Raw genomic sequence first — 16254 nt, 5'->3', positions numbered from 1 at the left:
CGCCTCACAGACCGAGCGCGCGGGCGGCGTCGGTGGCGTCCGGCGCCACGACCTGCGGCTCGATCTCCACCTGGCCGAGGGCCGTGGCGGTGTCCTTGAGGCCGTTCCCGGTCACCGTGCACACGATGCGCGCGCCCGCGGGCACGCCACCGCGCTCGGCGGCCTGGAGCAGGCCGGCGACGCTCGCCGCGGAGGCCGGCTCCACGAAGACGCCCACCTCCCGGGCCAGCAGGGCCTGCGCGTCGAGGATCTGCGCGTCGGAGACGGCGTCGATCCACCCACCGGACTCGTCGCGGGCGGCCTCGGCGAGCGCCCAGGAGGCCGGGTTGCCGATGCGGATGGCGGTGGCGACGGTCTCCGGGTGCTCCACCGGCGCGCCCTTGACGAACGGCGCGGCGCCCTCGGCCTGGACCCCCCACATCCGCGGCGTGCGGGTGGCCCGCGCCGGCAGCCCGTCCTGGTCGGCGGCGTACTCGCGGTACCCCATCCAGTACGCGGAGATGTTCCCGGCGTTGCCCACGGGCAGGACGTGGATGTCCGGCGCGTCGCCGAGGGCGTCGACCACCTCGAACGCCGCCGTCTTCTGCCCCTGCAGGCGGAACGGGTTGACGGAGTTGACGAGAGCGACGGGATAGCGCTCGGCGAGGGTGCGGACGATCCGCAGGCAGTCGTCGAAGTTCCCGTCGACGGCGACGAGCGTCGCGCCGTGGACGATCGCCTGGGCGAGCTTGCCGGCCGCGATCTTCCCCGCGGGCAGGACGACGGCGCAGCCGAGGCCCGCGTGGGCGGCGTACGCGGCGGCCGACGCGGAGGTGTTGCCCGTGGACGCGCACACCACCATCTCGGTGTCGGTGGCGGCCACCTTGGACATCGCCATGGTCATGCCCCGGTCCTTGAACGACCCGGTGGGGTTGACCCCCTCCACCTTGAGGTAGACCTCGGCGCCGGTGCGCGCCGACAGCGCCGGCGCGGGGACGAGCGGCGTGCCGCCCTCCCCCAGCGTGATGACCGGGTCGCCGGGCCCGATGGGCAGCCGCTCCCGGTACTCCTCGACGACCCCGCGCCACAGGTGCGCCATCAGACCCCCTCGACTCGCATGACGGACAGGACCTCGTGAACGCTCTCCAGGGTGGCGAGGTCGTCCACGGTGGCGGCCAGCGCCGCCTCGCTCGCCTCGTGGCTGACGATGGCGATCCAGGACTGGCCCTCGGCCAGGCGGTGCTGGCGGACGGACTCGATGGACACCGTGTGCCGGCCGTAGACGTCGGCGACGGCGGCCAGCGTGCCGGGCCGGTCCGCCAGGCGGAGCTGGACCTGGGTGCGCGCGACGACGTCCGCCGGCCCGAGGAGCGGGCGCTCGGCGTACGCGGACTCCCGCGGGGCGCGCCCGCCGTGGACCTCGTGGGCGGCGGCGGCGACGACGTCCCCGAGGACGGCCGACGCCGTCGGCGCGCCGCCCGCGCCCTGCCCGTAGAACATGAGCCGCCCCGCGGCCTCGGCCTCGACGACCACCGCGTTGTACGCCCCGCGCACCGCGGCCAGCGGGTGGCCGACCGGGAGCAGGGCGGGGTGGACGCGGACGCTGATCCCGCGCTCGCCGTCCCGGCGCGCCACGGCGAGCAGCTTGATGACGTAGCCGTTCTCCCGCGCCTCCCGCATGTCGTCGGCGGTGACCGAGCGGATGCCGGTGACGGGGACGTCGTCGACCCCCACGCGGGTGTGGAAGGCGAGGGAGGCGAGGATCGCGGCCTTGGCGGCGGCGTCGTGGCCGTCGACGTCGGCGGTCGGGTCGGCCTCGGCGAACCCGCGCTCCTGGGCCAGGGCCAGCGCCTCGTCGAAGGACAGCCCGCGCGTCGCCATCTCGTCGAGGATGAAGTTGGTCGTGCCGTTGACGATCCCGAGGACGGCAGTGACGTTGTCCCCGGCGAGGGACTCGCGCAGGCCGTAGACGACCGGGACCGCGCCGGCGACGGCGGCCTCGTAGTACAGGTCGGCGTCCCCGGCGGCCGCGGCGGCGTGGAGCTCCGGGCCGTAGGAGGCGAGCAGTGCCTTGTTGCCGGTGACGACGGAGGCGCCGGAGCCCAGCGCGGCCAGGACGAGGGAGCGGGCCGGCTCGATGCCGCCGATGAGCTCGACGACGAGGTCGGCGCGGGCGACGAGGCCCGCCGCGTCGGTGGTGAGCAGCTCGCGCGGGACGACGGGGTCCCGTTCGGCGTCGAGGTCGCGCACGGCGATGCCGACGAGCCGGAGCGGGGCGCCCGCGCGGGCGGCGAGGTCGTCCGCCGTCGTCGTGAGCAGCCGGACGACCTCGGTCCCGACGGTGCCGCAGCCGAGCACGGCGACGCGCACCCCGGTCTCCTGGATGTCCCTCACGCCACTCCCCTCGTTCGCGCCGCGGTACGGCCTGGCCCGCCCGGGCACCGGGCCAGGATAGGGGCGCCCGGGGGGCCCGCCGTCCGGGCGCCCACCCGGCGAACGCCCTCAGCCCTCGTCGAGGGCGAGCAGGTCCTCCTCGGTCTCCCGGCGCACGAGCACCCGGGCCTGCCCGTCCGCGACCGCGACGACGCCAGGACGCGGGACGAGGTTGTAGTTGGAGGCCATGGACCGCCCGTAGGCGCCGGTGGCGGGGACGGCGAGGAGGTCGCCGCGGGCGACGTCGTTGGGCAGGGCGACGTCCCGGACGACGACGTCCCCGCTCTCGCAGTGCTTGCCCACCACGCGGGCGGGCACGAGCGGCGCCGTGCTGCGGTGGTCCGCGAGCGCCGCGGTGTACTCGGCGTCGTAGAGCGCGGTGCGGATGTTGTCGCTCATCCCGCCGTCGACCGAGACGTACCGGCGCTGCGCGCCGTCGTCCAGGCGCACGGGCTTGACCGTGCCCACCCGGTAGAGGGTGAGGCCGGCGGGCCCGACGACGGCGCGGCCGGGCTCCACCGAGATGCGCGGCGGCGGCGTGCCGAGGTCGGCGCAGGCCCGGCGGACGACGTCGGCGAGCGCGTGGGCGACCTCGTGCGGCGTGGGCGGTGCGACGTCACCGGTGTAGGAGATGCCGTACCCCCCGCCGAGGTCGACCTCCGGCATGAGGCGGCCGGTCTGCTCGGCGATCTCCGCGCGCAGGGCGAGGAGCGCGCGGGCGGCCACCTCGAAGCCGGCGAGGTCGAGGATCTGCGAGCCGATGTGGGAGTGGACCCCCAGCAGGTCGAGCTCCGGGCGGGCCGCGACGGCGTCGAGGGCGGCGCGGGCGGCGCCGCCGGCGAGGGACAGCCCGAACTTCTGGTCCTCGTGGGCCGTGGAGATGAACTCGTGCCCGCCCGCGTGGACGCCCGTGGTCACCCGGACCATCACCGGTGCGCGCACCCCGAGCCGCGCGGCGACGGCCGCCACCTGCTCCACCTCGGCGAGGGAGTCGAGGACGATCCGGCCCACGCCCGCCCGCAGCGCGCGCTCGATCTCGGCGTCGGACTTGTTGTTCCCGTGCAGGCCGATGGCCTCGCCGGGCACGCCGGCCCGCAGGGCCACGGCCAGTTCCCCGCCCGTGGTGGTGTCGATCCGCAGGCCCTCGGCGTGCACCCAGCGGGCGACGGCCACGGAGAGGAACGCCTTGCCGGCGTAGTACACGTCGGCGCCCCCGCCGAGGTCCGCGAACGCCTCACCGAAGGCGTCGGCGAACGCGCGCGCCCGCGCCCGCAGGTCCGCCTCGTCGAGGACGTACAGGGGCGTGCCGTAGCGCTCGGCGAGGGCGGTGACCGGCAGGCCGCCCACCGCGAGGACGCCGTCGGCGCCACGGCGCACGGTCGCCGACCACGGCGTGGCGGGCGAGGCCGGCGCGGGCTCGGGCGCGGGCCGGGGGTCCTGGGCGCTCACATCCGGTCCGGGGCGCTGACGCCGAGGAGCTCGAGCCCGCTGGCCAGCACCTGGGTGGTGGCGTCGTTGAGCCACAGCCGGGCGCGGTGGCCGTCGGTCACCGGCTCCTCGCCGCGCGGGGTCACCCGGCACTGGTCGTACCACTTGTGGTAGCCGGCGGCCAGCGACTCGAGGTACCGCGCGACCCGGTGGGGCTCGCGCAGCTCGGCCGCCTGCGTGACGGTCGCGGGGAACTGCGCGAGGAGCCCGAGGAGGGCGCCGTCGGCCGGGTGGTCGAGGGCCGCGGGGACGAAGCCGTCCTCCCGGCGCACGCCGTGCGCGGCCGCGTTGTGGGCGACGTTGCGGGTGCGGGCGTGGGCGTACTGGACGTAGAAGACGGGGTTGTCGTTGCTGCGCTGGACGAGGAGGTCGAGGTCGATGTCCAGCGGGGAGTCCGCCGACGAACGCGCCAGGGAGTACCGCGCGGCGTCCACGCCCACGGCCTCGACGAGGTCGTCGATGGTGACGACCGTGCCCGCCCGCTTCGACATCCGCAGCGGCTCGCCGCCCTTGATGAGGTTGACGAGCTGGCCGATGAGGATCTCGAGGTTGCGCCCCGGGGTGTCCCCGAACGCGGCGCAGACGGCCATCATCCGGCCGATGTACCCGTGGTGGTCGGCACCGAGCATGATGATGACCTCGTCGAAGCCGCGCTCGCGCTTGTCGAGGTAGTAGGCGATGTCCCCGGCGATGTAGGCGGGCTCACCGTCGGACTTGATGACGACGCGGTCCTTGTCGTCGCCGAACTCGGAGGTGCGCAGCCAGGTGGCGCCGGCGTCCTCGTAGAGCCGGCCGGCCTCGCGCAGGCGGGCGAGGGCGCGGTCCACGGCGCCGGACTCGTGCAGGGCGTCCTCGTGGACGAAGAGGTCGAAGTCGACGCCGAAGTCGTGGAGCGCCGCCTTGATCTCGGCGAACATCCGGTCCACGCCCCGGCGGCGGAAGACCTCCTGCGCCTCGTCGTCGGGCAGGGTGCGGGGGTCGGGCTCACCGGCGGCGAGGGCGTCCGCGACGACCGCCTCGCCGATCTCCTCGATGTACCGGCCGCCGTAGCCGTCCTCGGGGACGCCCTCCCCGCGCGCCCGGGCGAGCACCGACCGGGCGAACCGGTCGATCTGCACGCCGTGGTCGTTGAAGTAGTACTCGCGGGCGACGTCGGCGCCGGTCGCCGCGAGGATCCGGGCGAGGGAGTCCCCGACGGCGGCCCAGCGGACCCCGCCGATGTGCAGCGGGCCGGTGGGGTTGGCCGAGACGAACTCGAGGTTGATCCGGGTGCCGGCCTTCGCCGTCGTCCGCCCGTACTGCGCCCCGGCCTCGACGATGGTGCGGGCCAGCTCTCCGGCGGCGCCCGCCTCGAGGGTGATGTTGAGGAACCCGGGCCCGGCGACCTCGGCCCGCGCCACCCCGTCCGCGGCCGTGAGGCGGGCGGCCAGCGTCTCGGCCAGCGCCCGCGGCGCGATGCCGGCCTTCTTCGCCAGCTGCATCGCCACGTTCGTCGCCCAGTCGCCGTGCTCGCGCTGCCGCGGCCGCTCCACGCGGGGCTCCGGGACGTCCGCGGGGTCGATCCCGACCTCACCCGCGCGGGCGGCGTCGACGAGGCAGGTGCGGATGAGGGCGGCGAGCTCGATGGGGGTCACGGGGACCAGGGTAGTGCGGCGCCTCGGGGGGATACGGCGCGGCCCCCGCCACCGGAGTACGGTGACGGGGGCCGGCGCAGGGACGGTGACGGGGTCGGCTCAGATGGAGTAGTTCGAGTAGAACTGGCCCACCCAGTCGGGCGAGCCGGTGGCCCGGAGGACCTCGCCGCGGTCGGTGGTCCACAGGTACATCCCGCTGCCGTCCTCGAGCAGGTACGCCCAGTAGGTGCCCATGCCGTTGGTGTAGGTCTCCCCGGTGGCCACCTCCTCGGCGCCCCCGAGGTTCCCGATGATGGCGGCCGCGTAGGCGTCCGCCTCCTCGACGCTCGGCCACGCCGTGGCGAGGAGCTGGATCTCGTTGGTGCCGTCCGAGTACGTGCCGAGGTAGGCCTCCACGGCCCCCGACTCGACGATGCCCGCCTCGGGCACGAAACCCGCCTCGGTGAGCGTGAACGTCGCGTCGCCGGCGGTGACGGAGGTGTCGAGCTGGCGCAGCAGGTCCCCGCTCGCCGTCGCCGACGGCTCGCTCGTGGCGGTCTCCTCCGTCGTCGGCTCGGCGCTCGGGCTGGCGCTGGCCTCGGTGGTCGTCTCCGTCGTCGCGGTGGCACCCGGGGCGGGGTCCTCGTCGTTGCGGCCGAAGAAGGCGATGGCGGCGATGACGGCGGCCGCGATGAGGATCACCGCACCGACGATCATGAGGATGACGGGGCCCTTGCTCCTGGAGGTGCCGTCCGGCCCCCCGCCCTCAGCGCCGTCGGCGTACGACGGACGGCTGTAGGTGCTCGCCCCGGTCCGCGCGCCGGCGTCGGCGTCGGTCGCGTACGGGTCGGTCGACGCCCCGTCCTGGGTCGCGGGTGCCGGCGCCGCGCCGAACGGCTGGGTCGGCGCGTCCGCGTCGTACGGGGTCGGCCCGGCTCCCTCGTCCAGGGGACGGGTCGGGTCCGCCGTCTCGTCGAGGGGGCGCGTGGGCTCCTCACCCCCGTCCAACGGGCGCGTCGGCTCCTCGTCCCCGGGACGCGTGCCGTCCTGCGGCTCGTCCGGGTCCGTCGGTGGGTTCACGCTCATGTACCTCTCCTGGCCTCGCCTGGGACGTCTCACACTCGTCGACCAGGCTAGCCCGGGGCCGCGGCGCTGTCGCACGGGGCATGCGCCCGCGCGGGCGCCGGGCGGCGATGTCATGACAGCGCCCGCGGTGCGATAGCATCGCCGGGCATCAACGCCCCTGTAGCTCAGTGGATAGAGCGTCTGCCTCCGGAGCAGAAGGTCGCTGGTTCGAGTCCAGTCGGGGGCACCACGCCCGGGAGCGCCACGTGGGTCACGCGGTCCGTGGCCACCACGTCGGCAGGCAGGTGAGCACGTCCTGCGTGTGGCGCTCCACGTCGTCACTGTCGCTCACCGCCCAGGCCGCCAGGGCGCCGGTGATCGACATGCCGATCATCCCGGCCGCCGTCATCGGGTCCACGGCCGGCGCGATCCCCCGCTCCTCGAGGATGCGCAGGGTGGCCGAGGCCCGCGCCACCATGCGCTCGGCGACGATGCGCTGGAACACGGCGTCGCCGTTCGCGCTGAGCAGGCGCCGGTAGGTCTCCCGCTCCTGGAGGACGTGGCGGAACACGGCGCCGAACGCCACCGGGTAGGTGAGCGCCAGCTCCTCGCTGGAGGCCGCCTCCTCCTCGGCGTCGACGGAGGCGAGCTCGTCGAGGAGCCCGGTGAAGACGTGGGTGGCGAAGCCGGTGACGCTGGTGAAGTGCTTGTAGAACGTGGTGCGGTGGACGCCTGCCTCACGGCACAGCTCCGCGACCCCGATCTCGTCGAGGTTCTTCGTCGCCATGAGCGTCACCATCGCCGCACGCAGCCGTTCGAGGGTCCGCCGAGCGCGAGGATCGCGGAAGGCCGTCGTGGTCATGTCCGCCATTGTGCGACGGCCCGGCGTGCGCGTCCCGGTTTTGGGACCGCGGGACCTAGGTCCCCCTCACAGGGGCGGGTACCACTCGCCACGGGCCTCGAGGACCGCGCGCAGGACCCGCGGCCGGTCGGTGACGATGCCGTCGACGCCCAGGTCGAGGAGCCGGGTCATCGCCGTCGCGTCGTCGACCGTCCACACGTGCACGGCGAGCCCGAGGCGGTGCGCCAGCGCGACGAACGGCGCCGTCACCACCGGGATGCCGCCGTGGCGGGGCGGGACTTGGACCGCCACGGCGCGCCGGGGCGGTGGACCGCCCGGGGCGGGGACCCGCAGCGGGCGCCGGCGGGCGGCGCCCGGGGGCACGCGGGCCGCGGCGGCGAGGACCAGGCGGGCCGTCTCCCGCTGGCCGAGGCTGGTGGCGACCTGGCCGCCGAACGCCGCGCGCATCCGGCGCAGCCGCGCGTCGGAGAACGACGCGAGGCAGACCCGGTCCTCGGCACCGGCGTCGGTGATCTCGCGCACCAGCGGGCCGACGACGGTGTCCTCCTTGGCGTCGATGTTGAGCCGCAGCTCGGGGTACTCGGCGAGGACGTCGCGCAGCCGCAGCGGCGCCGAGCCGGAGCGGTCGCGCATCCGGGCGACCTCGGCCCACGTGCGCCGGGCCAGCGGCCCGGTCCCGTCCGTGGTGCGGTCGAGGTCGGCGTCGTGCTGGAGGACGACGACGCCGTCCGCGGTGGCCCGGGCGTCGGTCTCGAAGTATCGGAAGCCCAGGGCGGCCATGTGCTCGAGGGCGGCCCGGGAGTTCTCGGGCGCCTCCCCGCCCCCGCCCCGGTGCGCCAGGGCCAGCGGCCCGGGCCAGGTCAGGTAGGGGGCGTCGACAGGCTCGTCCATGGGGCCAGTCTTGCCCACAGGCGACCGCTCCCGGGCCACTGGCGCCAGGCGTGGTGGCGGCCGCTCAGCTGCAGCGGCGGGGGTCGACCATGTCGATGCCGAGCGTGGCGAGGAAGCGGACCGGGTCGACCGTCGTGCCGTAGGCGGCGATGGGGAACGGCGCGTGCTGGGTGCGCTCCTCCCCGGCACCGCCGCCGGCGGTCGGCCCGGGCGTCGGGGTCGCGCCCGGCGTGGGCGACGGGGCCGGCGTGGGCGAGGGGGTGGCTCCCGGCGGCGTCGTCGGGCTGCCCGTGGGGGGCGCGGTCGCCGGCGGCGTGGTCGGCTCCCCCGTCGGCGGTGGCGGGGTCGGCTCGCCCGTCGGGGGCGGGGTCGGCTCGCCCGTCGGGGGCGGCGTCGTCGGCGGCTCGGTGGTCGGCGGCTCCGTGGTGGGCGGCTCCGTGGTGGGCGGCTCGGTGGTCGGCGGCTCGGTCGTCGGCGGCTCCGTCGTCGGCGGGTCCGTCGTCGGCGGGTCCGTCGGGGGCGGGGTCGGCACGAAGTCGGCCGGCGGGTCCGTCGGCTCGAGGGTGGTCGGGTCGACGAACACCCCGTCGGGCCGCAGCAGGAGCCCGGTCCCCGGGTGGATGCGGAACTGCGTGGGCTCGTGGACCGCCCAGCCGCTCGTGTCGGTGGGCGTGGGCGCGGGGATCGAGAAGGGCACCACGGAGGACGTCGTCCGGACGATGGGGCTCTTCGCGCTCCCCCCGGTGCCGTCCGAGGTGTGGATCTCGAAGTGGAGGTGCGGGCCCGTGGAGTTGCCGTTGTTGCCGACCTCGGCGATGACCTCGCCGGCCTTGACCTGCTGGCCCACGGTGACGAACACGCCGTCCGGGTACATGTGGACGTACCAGCTGAAGAACGTCGTGCCGTTGACCTGGTGCTCGATGATGACGAGCTCACTCGAGCGCCCCTGCCGGCCGGCGCCGGTGTAGACCACCGTGCCGTCGGTGACGGCGTGGATCGGGGTGCCCAGCGGGGCGGCCATGTCCATGCCGGTGTGCAGGGAGTACTGCCGGGAGATCGGGTGGATGCGGTAGCCGTAGTTCGAGGTCAGGCGGTACCCCTCGGCGAGCGGCAGCGCGACGCAGGTCGGGGCGCCACCGGCGCCAGTGGCACCGGCGGCCGCCGCGGCGGCGAAGGCCTCCGGGCTGAGGATGGCGGGCACACCGTTCTTCAGCGTGCCGTCCACCCGGGAGACGACGGCGACACCGGCGGCGGGCAGGGTGCGGGCGGGCACGGCCTCGAGGTAGTCGATGGGGCCACCGGCGACGAGCCCGGCCTGGGCCTCCTTCTGGGGAGCCGGGATGGCCGTCCCCACGCCCGAGAGCGCCGTGGCACCGACGAGCGCGGCAGCCGAGGCGAGGATCGCGGCGCGCCGCACCCACGGCGGACGCGTGGTCGCCGCGAGGTGGGCCACCGGTCCGCTTGGCGCGACAGAGCGCTCCGCTGGCTCCGATGGCCGCGCAGGCACTGGCATGTCGGTCGTTCCCCTCGCCGGGCACCGCGCCTCACCGTCGTGCGCGGCCTCCACGAGAGAGCGTAACCGAGGTCACAGCACCGGTCTACGCCGTCCGGTGGGCGAGAGCGGGCGGCGGGCGATCAGCGCGCGCAGGCGCCCGGCTGCAGCGAGATCGCCCCGTGCTGCTCGAGGAACACGCCGGGGTCCATCGTCGTGCCCTCGGTGTCGAGGTGGATCTCCAGGTGCAGGTGCGGCCCCGTGGAGTTCCCGTTGTTGCCCACCTCACCGATGACGTCGCCCGCGCGGACCTGCTGGCCCTGCTCGACGAAGACGCCGTCGGGGTACATGTGGACGTACCAGCTGTAGTAGGTGACGCCGTCGATCTCGTGCTGGACGATGACGAGCATGCTCGACCGTCCGTCGAGGCCGTTGCCGGCGTGGACCACGGTGCCGTCGGCCACCGAGTAGATCGGCGTGCCGAGCGGGGCGGAGAAGTCGAGGCCCTCGTGCTTGGTCCAGCTCCCGTTGATGGGGTGCACCCGGAAGCCGTACGCGGAGCTCTGCGAGTACGAGCCGCCGGCCAGGGGCTCGACCACGGTGGTGCCGGCGAGGGCGGCGCGCGCACCGTTGGCGCCACCTTCCAGGAGCGCGCACGCGGGCGCCTCGCGGTCCATGCTGCGTGAGGTCTGGACGAGGGCCCGCCCGGGCGCGGTGGCGTCCGCCATGATCGCGGCGGTCGCTCCGGCCGTCTCGACGCCGGTGCGCGCGGCGGCCGCGTCGATGAGCTCGAGGGCGCTCTCCTCGAGGCTGAGGGTGGACACCGTGGGGTCGGCGGTCGGCTCCGGGGTGTCCGGGGTCGCGAACGCGGCGATCGGGGCCACGACGGTCGTCGCGCCGAGCACGCCGAGCACCGCGGCGCGGGGCAGCCAGCGCGGCATCGAGAAGGCGGTCAGCGTGCGCCGGCGCTCCGGGCGGTCGGTGCGCCGGCCGTCAGCGCGGCGCCGCTGGGCGCGGCTCGCGGGGGCGGCCGCCGCGAGACCAGGACGCTCGGACCTGGCGTCCGCCACGTCCTCGGAGGCGACGCTGGCAGCCTCCTCGACGGGTGACTCGTCAGCGCCGCCGTCGGAAGCGGGGGCCTCGGAAGCGGGGGCCTCGGCCTGCGGCGCTGTGGTCGCCGTCTCGCTCGCCCGTCGGAGCTCGGCCCGGCGCCGACGCGCCGGCACACCGGCCGTCGGCGTCGCTGCGGAGTCGGCGGGCGAACAGTCGGCGGGTGCGGAGTCGGCGGGTGAACAGTCGGCGGGTGAAGAGTCGGCCGGCGCGGAGGGACCAGTCCCGATCGCGTCGGGGGCCATCCCGGTCGCGTCGGCCGTGGCGCGACCTGCGCGGAGCCGCTCGGCCTCCCGGATCTGGCGCCGCGTCAGCGGTGCCCCGGAAGGCGAGATGGCGCGCTCAGGCATAGAAAAGGTCCTCCGGAGGGGGGTAAGAGTGCGGCGGCGGCCCCGTGGGCGCAGCGCCGTGTCACAGAAGGGTAACGGAGGCCCGTCAGGCGGGTCCATTAGCGCGTCACCACCTGTGCACAACCTGCTCAGCGGGCGCGCACCGACCCGGCGACGGGTCCTCCGGCCAACCGGGCGGCGGACCTGGCCGGCCCGTCACCCCGCTGAGGCACCGCGATGACGGCACCTTGACCCGGCCTTGATGGGGGGTGCTCGCCAGGCCCGTGCGGACCGCTATGTCCGGCTCCGCGGCGGTTGGAAGGCGCCGGAGGTCCGCCCATCGCCTAGGCTGGGACGGCGACTTTCGTCACCAGAACCCGCACCGGAAGAGGGCGAACCCCGAGTGTCCACGCAGGAGCACCCCGACTCGATCGCTGCCGCCTTCGGCGCGAACGAATGGCTCATCGAGGAACTGTTCGAGCAGTACAAGAAGGACCGCGCACTCGTCGACCCGGCGTGGTGGGACTTCTTCAAGGACTACCAGCCCGAAGGGGCGTCCGCGCGGACCGATGGCGCACCGTCGTCCGACGCGGCGCCCGGCGCCCCCGCCGATGGCGCCCCCGCCGCCCCCGCGGACGCCCCCGCCACCGACGCGAAGCCGCCGGCGGACGCGCTCCCTCCCGAGCCTGCCGCGGCGCCTGCGGCCCAGGTCCCCGCCGACGTCGACGAGGCCGAGCCGGTGGCCCCCGCCACCGAGGGCACGCCCGTGCCGAAGACCTCGCAGAGCCGCTCCGAGACGCGCTCGCGCGGCGAGGCAGGAGAACGCGCGCGCACGCTCGCGGCCGAGGCCCCGCCCGCCGCCGCCCAGCCGATGATCGCCGCCTACGGCCCCTCCCCCGACGCCCGCCGCGCCTCCGGCGCCGGCGGCGAGGACGAGGTGACCCGCCTGCGCGGCCCGGCCGCCCGCGTGGTGACCAACATGGAGTCCAGCCTCGAGCTGCCGACGGCGACGAGCGTGCGCGCCATCCCGGCCAAGCTCCTGGTGGACAACCGGATCGTCATCAACAACCACCTCGCGCGCGGCCGCGGGGGGAAGATCTCGTTCACGCACCTCATCGGGTACGCCGTCGTCGAGGCGCTCAGCGAGATGCCGGAGATGAACGCGGCCTACCAGGAGATCGACGGCAAGCCCGGCGTCCTGCGCCCGGGCCACGTGAACTTCGGCCTGGCGATCGACCTGCCCAAGCCCGACGGGACGCGCCAGCTCCTCGTGCCGTCGGTCAAGGCCGCCGAGACCATGGACTTCGCCCAGTTCCGCACCGCGTACGAGGACGTCGTACGCCGGGCCCGCGGCGGGAAGCTCACCGTCGAGGACTTCGCCGGCACGACGATCACCCTCACGAACCCGGGCACCATCGGCACGGTCCACTCCATCCCCCGCCTCATGCAGGGCCAGGGCGCGATCATCGGCGTCGGTGCGATGGACTACCCCGCCGAGTTCGCCGGCGCCTCCTCCGAGACGCTCGCGCGGGCCGGGGTCTCCAAGGTGCTCACGCTCACCTCCACCTACGACCACCGCATCATCCAGGGCGCTGCGTCCGGGGAGTTCCTGCGGATCCTCAACGTCAAGCTGCTCGGCGAGGACGGGTTCTACGACCGCGTCTTCACGGCGCTGCGGGTGCCGTACGAGCCGGTCCGCTGGCAGCGCGACATCCACGTCGACCCGGACGTGGAGCTGGGCAAGCCGGCGCGCATCGCCGAGCTCATCCACGCCTACCGCTCGCGCGGGCACCTCATGGCGGACACCAACCCCATCGTCTACAGCCAGCGCCGCCACCCGGACCTCGACATCACCAGCCACAGCCTCACGCTGTGGGACCTCGAGCGCCCCTTCCCCACCGGTGGGTTCGCGGGCACCTCGAAGCTGCCGCTGCGCGACATCCTCTCCCTGCTGCGCGACACGTACTGCCGCACCATCGGCATCGAGTACATGCACCTGCAGGACCCGGTGGAGCGCCGCTGGATGCAGGCCCGGCTTGAGTCCCCGTACACCAAGCCGGGCATGGAGCAGCAGCTCCAGATCCTCCACAAGCTCGGTGCCGCCGAGGCGTTCGAGACCTTCCTGCAGACGAAGTACGTCGGGCAGAAGCGGTTCAGCCTCGAGGGCGGCGAGTCGCTCATCCCGCTGCTCGACACCCTCCTCACCGGTGCGGCCGAGGACGGGATGGACGAGGTCGCCATCGGCATGGCGCACCGCGGCCGGCTCAACGTCCTGGCGAACATCGCCGGGAAGTCCTACGCGCAGATCTTCTCGGAGTTCGAGGGCAACCAGGACCCCCGCTCCGTCCAGGGCTCCGGGGACGTCAAGTACCACCTGGGCACCGTGGGGACGTTCACCGCCCCCAGCGGCGCCGACACCCGCGTGTACCTCGCCGCGAACCCGTCCCACCTCGAGGCCGTCGACGGCGTGCTCGAGGGCATCGTCCGCGCCAAGCAGGACCGCATCGACCTCGGCGACCAGGGGTTCTCGGTGCTGCCCGTCCTCATCCACGGGGACGCGGCCTTCGCCGGCCAGGGCGTCGTGGCGGAGACGCTCAACCTCTCGCAGCTGCGCGGCTACCGCACCGGCGGGACGGTGCACATCCTCGTCAACAACCAGATCGGCTTCACCACCGGCACGACGAGCTCGCGCTCCTCGCAGTACCCCACCGACATCGCCAAGGGTCTGCAGATCCCGATCTTCCACGTCAACGGGGACGACCCGGAGGCCGTGGCACGGGTGGCGGAGCTGGCGTTCGCCTACCGCCAGGAGTTCCACAAGGACGTCATCATCGACATGGTGTGCTACCGCCGTCGCGGGCACAACGAGGGTGACGACCCGTCGATGACCCAGCCGGTGATGTACTCGCTCATCGAGAGCAAGCGCAGCGTCCGCAAGCAGTACACGGAGTCGCTGGTCGGGCGCGGCGACATCACCCAGGAGCAGGCCGAGGAGGCGCTCCAGCGCTACTCCAGCGAGCTCGAGAAGGCCTTCACCGAGACCCGCGAGGTGGGCTGGCGCCCGCAGGTGCACGACGACGACCAGGTGGCCGGCCTCGAGCTGCCCGAGTCCCAGCAGGCCGACGCGGGGACCATGGTCGGCTGGCGGACCGCCGTCGACCCGGAGGTCCTCGCCCACATCGGCTCGGCGCACGTGCGCCCGCCCGAGGGCTTCACCGTGCACCCCAAGCTCGCCTCGCTCCTCGAGCGGCGCGAGCAGATGTCCCGCGAGGGTGGGATCGACTGGGGCTACGGCGAGATCCTCGCCTTCGGCTCCCTCCTCATGGAGGGCACCCCCGTGCGCCTGGCCGGCCAGGACTCCCGCCGGGGCACGTTCGTCCAGCGCCACGCCGTCCTCCACGACCGCAACACCGGGGCCGAGTGGACGCCGCTGATGTACCTGTCCGCGGACCAGGCCAAGTTCTGGGTCTACGACTCCTCCCTGAGCGAGTACGCCGCCATGGCGTTCGAGTACGGCTACTCCGTGGAGCGGCCGGACGCGCTCGTCCTGTGGGAGGCCCAGTTCGGCGACTTCGTCAACGGCGCCCAGACCGTCATCGACGAGTTCATCACCGCGTCGGAGCAGAAGTGGGGCCAGCGCTCCTCGCTCGTCCTGCTCCTCCCCCACGGATACGAGGGCCAGGGCCCGGACCACTCGTCGGGCCGGATCGAGCGGTTCCTGCAGATGTGCGCCGAGAACAACATGATCGTCGCGCAGCCGAGCACGCCGGCCAGCCACTTCCACCTCCTGCGCCGCCAGGCGTACGACCGCCCGCGGGTGCCGCTCGTCGTCTTCTCCCCCAAGCAGCTGCTGCGCCTCAAGGCCGCGGCCTCGCCGCTCGAAGAGCTGACGTCGGGCACCTTCCGCCCGGTCATCGGCGACACCTCCGAGCTGACGGACGTCTCGCGCGTCCTGCTGTGCTCCGGCCGGGTGTACTACGACCTCGTCGCGCACCGGGCGAAGATCGGTGACACCGCCACGGCGATCGTCCGGCTCGAGCAGCTCTACCCCCTCGAGCTCGACGATCTGCGGACGGAGCTCGAGCGCTACCCGGACGCCGACGTCGTCTGGGTCCAGGACGAGCCGCGCAACCAGGGCCCGTGGACGTTCGTCTCCGACCACCTCGCACCCGCCCTGGGCGGCCGCGAGCTGCGCGTGGCCTCCCGTGCGGCGGCGGCGGCGACCGCGACGGGTTCGGGCAAGTTCCACAAGCAGGAGCAGACCGAGCTCATCGACGAGGCCTTCCGCCGCTGAGCCGTGTCGTCCGCGCGCCGCGCGGCGGGATAGGTTCAGGAGGTGGCAGAAGGAGAAGTAACGGTGAGTGAGGACCAGGTACGCATCTGCGTGGTCGGCGACGAGCTCGTGGCGGGCCTCGGCGACGCCCGCGGGCTCGGCTGGGTGGGGCGGGTCACGGCCCGCACGCGCACGGAGACCCCGATGCTCGTCGCGCCGCTGGCCGTGCCGGACGAGACGTCGACGGCGCTCGCGGCGCGCTGGGAGACCGAGTGCGCCCGGCGGTTCGGGCGCCACACGACCAACCGGCTCGTCGTCGGGCTCGGCGCGACCGACCTGCGGGAGGGCCTCTCGCTCGCGCGCAGCCGGCTCAACCTCGCCAACATCCTCGATGCCGCGCGGTCCGCTCGCATCGAGTGCTTCGTCGTCGGCCCGCCGCCGCGGCCGGACGTCGACCCCGATGCGCTGGGCTCGCTCTCCCAGGCCTTCGCCGACGTCTCCTCCCGGCGGCAGGTCCCCTACGTCGAGACCTTCGCCCCGCTGCGCACCCACGACCAGTGGCACGCCGACGTCGCCGCCGGCGACGGCACGCACCCCGGCCAGGCGGGCTACGGGCTGCTCGCCTGGCTCGTCCTGCACAACGGGTGGCACGAGTGGCTCGGCGTGGCCCAGGACTGACCCGCCCCGGTGGGCGCTCCGGGCCGAAGGGCCCACGTCCG

11 protein-coding genes and 1 tRNA gene are annotated in these 16254 nt (G+C 74.5%); 3 read left to right on the top strand and 9 right to left on the bottom strand.

Features of this window, described 5'->3' with window-relative positions; all coding sequences use genetic code 11:
* Positions 1-4 precede the first annotated feature (4 nt).
* The 5 genes from thrC to EBO36_RS03550 form a co-directional block, all read right to left on the bottom strand.
* Entirely contained in the window at positions 5-1078 is a 1074-nt protein-coding gene (gene thrC, locus EBO36_RS03570; protein ID WP_122823399.1) for a threonine synthase, read from the bottom strand.
* On the bottom strand, positions 1078-2373 hold the full coding sequence (locus tag EBO36_RS03565; protein WP_222928766.1) for a homoserine dehydrogenase: 1296 nt from the start codon (positions 2371-2373) through the stop codon (positions 1078-1080). Before EBO36_RS03565 ends, thrC begins: the two co-directional genes overlap by 1 nt.
* 108 nt (positions 2374-2481) lie before the next feature.
* Positions 2482-3861: a diaminopimelate decarboxylase gene (lysA, locus tag EBO36_RS03560; RefSeq protein WP_122823398.1), complete on the bottom strand. Its 1380-nt coding sequence runs from the start codon at positions 3859-3861 to the stop codon at positions 2482-2484.
* Positions 3858-5534 carry an arginine--tRNA ligase gene (gene argS, locus EBO36_RS03555; protein ID WP_122823397.1) on the bottom strand — a complete coding sequence of 559 codons (1677 nt, stop codon included), beginning with the start codon at positions 5532-5534 and terminating at the stop codon, positions 3858-3860. The genes lysA and argS overlap by 4 nt, the downstream gene beginning before the upstream one ends.
* 99 nt (positions 5535-5633) lie before the next feature.
* Complete coding sequence (locus EBO36_RS03550; protein WP_122823396.1) at positions 5634-6599, bottom strand: hypothetical protein; 966 nt, start codon at positions 6597-6599, stop codon at positions 5634-5636.
* A gap of 153 nt (positions 6600-6752) precedes the next feature.
* On the opposite strand from EBO36_RS03550, the gene EBO36_RS03545 reads away from it, so the two are divergent.
* Positions 6753-6828 (top strand) — tRNA-Arg (locus tag EBO36_RS03545).
* Between the two features lie 21 nt (positions 6829-6849).
* On the opposite strand, the gene EBO36_RS03540 is transcribed toward EBO36_RS03545, so the two are convergent.
* The 4 genes from EBO36_RS03540 to EBO36_RS03525 all read right to left on the bottom strand — a co-directional run bounded on the left by EBO36_RS03540 (position 6850) and on the right by EBO36_RS03525 (position 10893).
* Positions 6850-7440 carry a TetR/AcrR family transcriptional regulator gene (locus EBO36_RS03540; protein WP_164471328.1) on the bottom strand — a complete coding sequence of 197 codons (591 nt, stop codon included), beginning with the start codon at positions 7438-7440 and terminating at the stop codon, positions 6850-6852.
* A 66-nt stretch (positions 7441-7506) separates the two neighbouring features.
* Positions 7507-8331: a glycerophosphodiester phosphodiesterase family protein gene (locus tag EBO36_RS03535; RefSeq protein WP_122823394.1), complete on the bottom strand. Its 825-nt coding sequence runs from the start codon at positions 8329-8331 to the stop codon at positions 7507-7509.
* Between the two features lie 64 nt (positions 8332-8395).
* On the bottom strand, positions 8396-9784 hold the full coding sequence (locus EBO36_RS03530) for a M23 family metallopeptidase (protein WP_164471327.1): 1389 nt from the start codon (positions 9782-9784) through the stop codon (positions 8396-8398).
* Positions 9785-9966: 182 nt separating this feature from the next.
* Entirely contained in the window at positions 9967-10893 is a 927-nt protein-coding gene (locus tag EBO36_RS03525; protein ID WP_164471326.1) for a M23 family metallopeptidase, read from the bottom strand.
* 772 nt (positions 10894-11665) lie between these two features.
* On the opposite strand from EBO36_RS03525, the gene EBO36_RS03520 reads away from it, so the two are divergent.
* Together EBO36_RS03520 and EBO36_RS03515 are read left to right on the top strand one after the other, a co-directional pair.
* Positions 11666-15556 (top strand): multifunctional oxoglutarate decarboxylase/oxoglutarate dehydrogenase thiamine pyrophosphate-binding subunit/dihydrolipoyllysine-residue succinyltransferase subunit, encoded by a 3891-nt coding sequence (locus EBO36_RS03520; RefSeq protein WP_244925353.1) that lies wholly within the window; start codon positions 11666-11668, stop codon positions 15554-15556.
* Between the two features lie 63 nt (positions 15557-15619).
* Positions 15620-16213 carry a GDSL-type esterase/lipase family protein gene (locus tag EBO36_RS03515; RefSeq protein WP_122823390.1) on the top strand — a complete coding sequence of 198 codons (594 nt, stop codon included), beginning with the start codon at positions 15620-15622 and terminating at the stop codon, positions 16211-16213.
* The last annotated feature ends 41 nt before the right edge of the window (positions 16214-16254 follow it).

The organism is Georgenia faecalis (assembly GCF_003710105.1).
GTDB classification, from domain to species: domain Bacteria; phylum Actinomycetota; class Actinomycetes; order Actinomycetales; family Actinomycetaceae; genus Georgenia_A; species Georgenia_A faecalis.
Note: the sequence above shows the minus strand (reverse complement) of the source record. Positions and strands in the feature narration are given on the sequence as shown.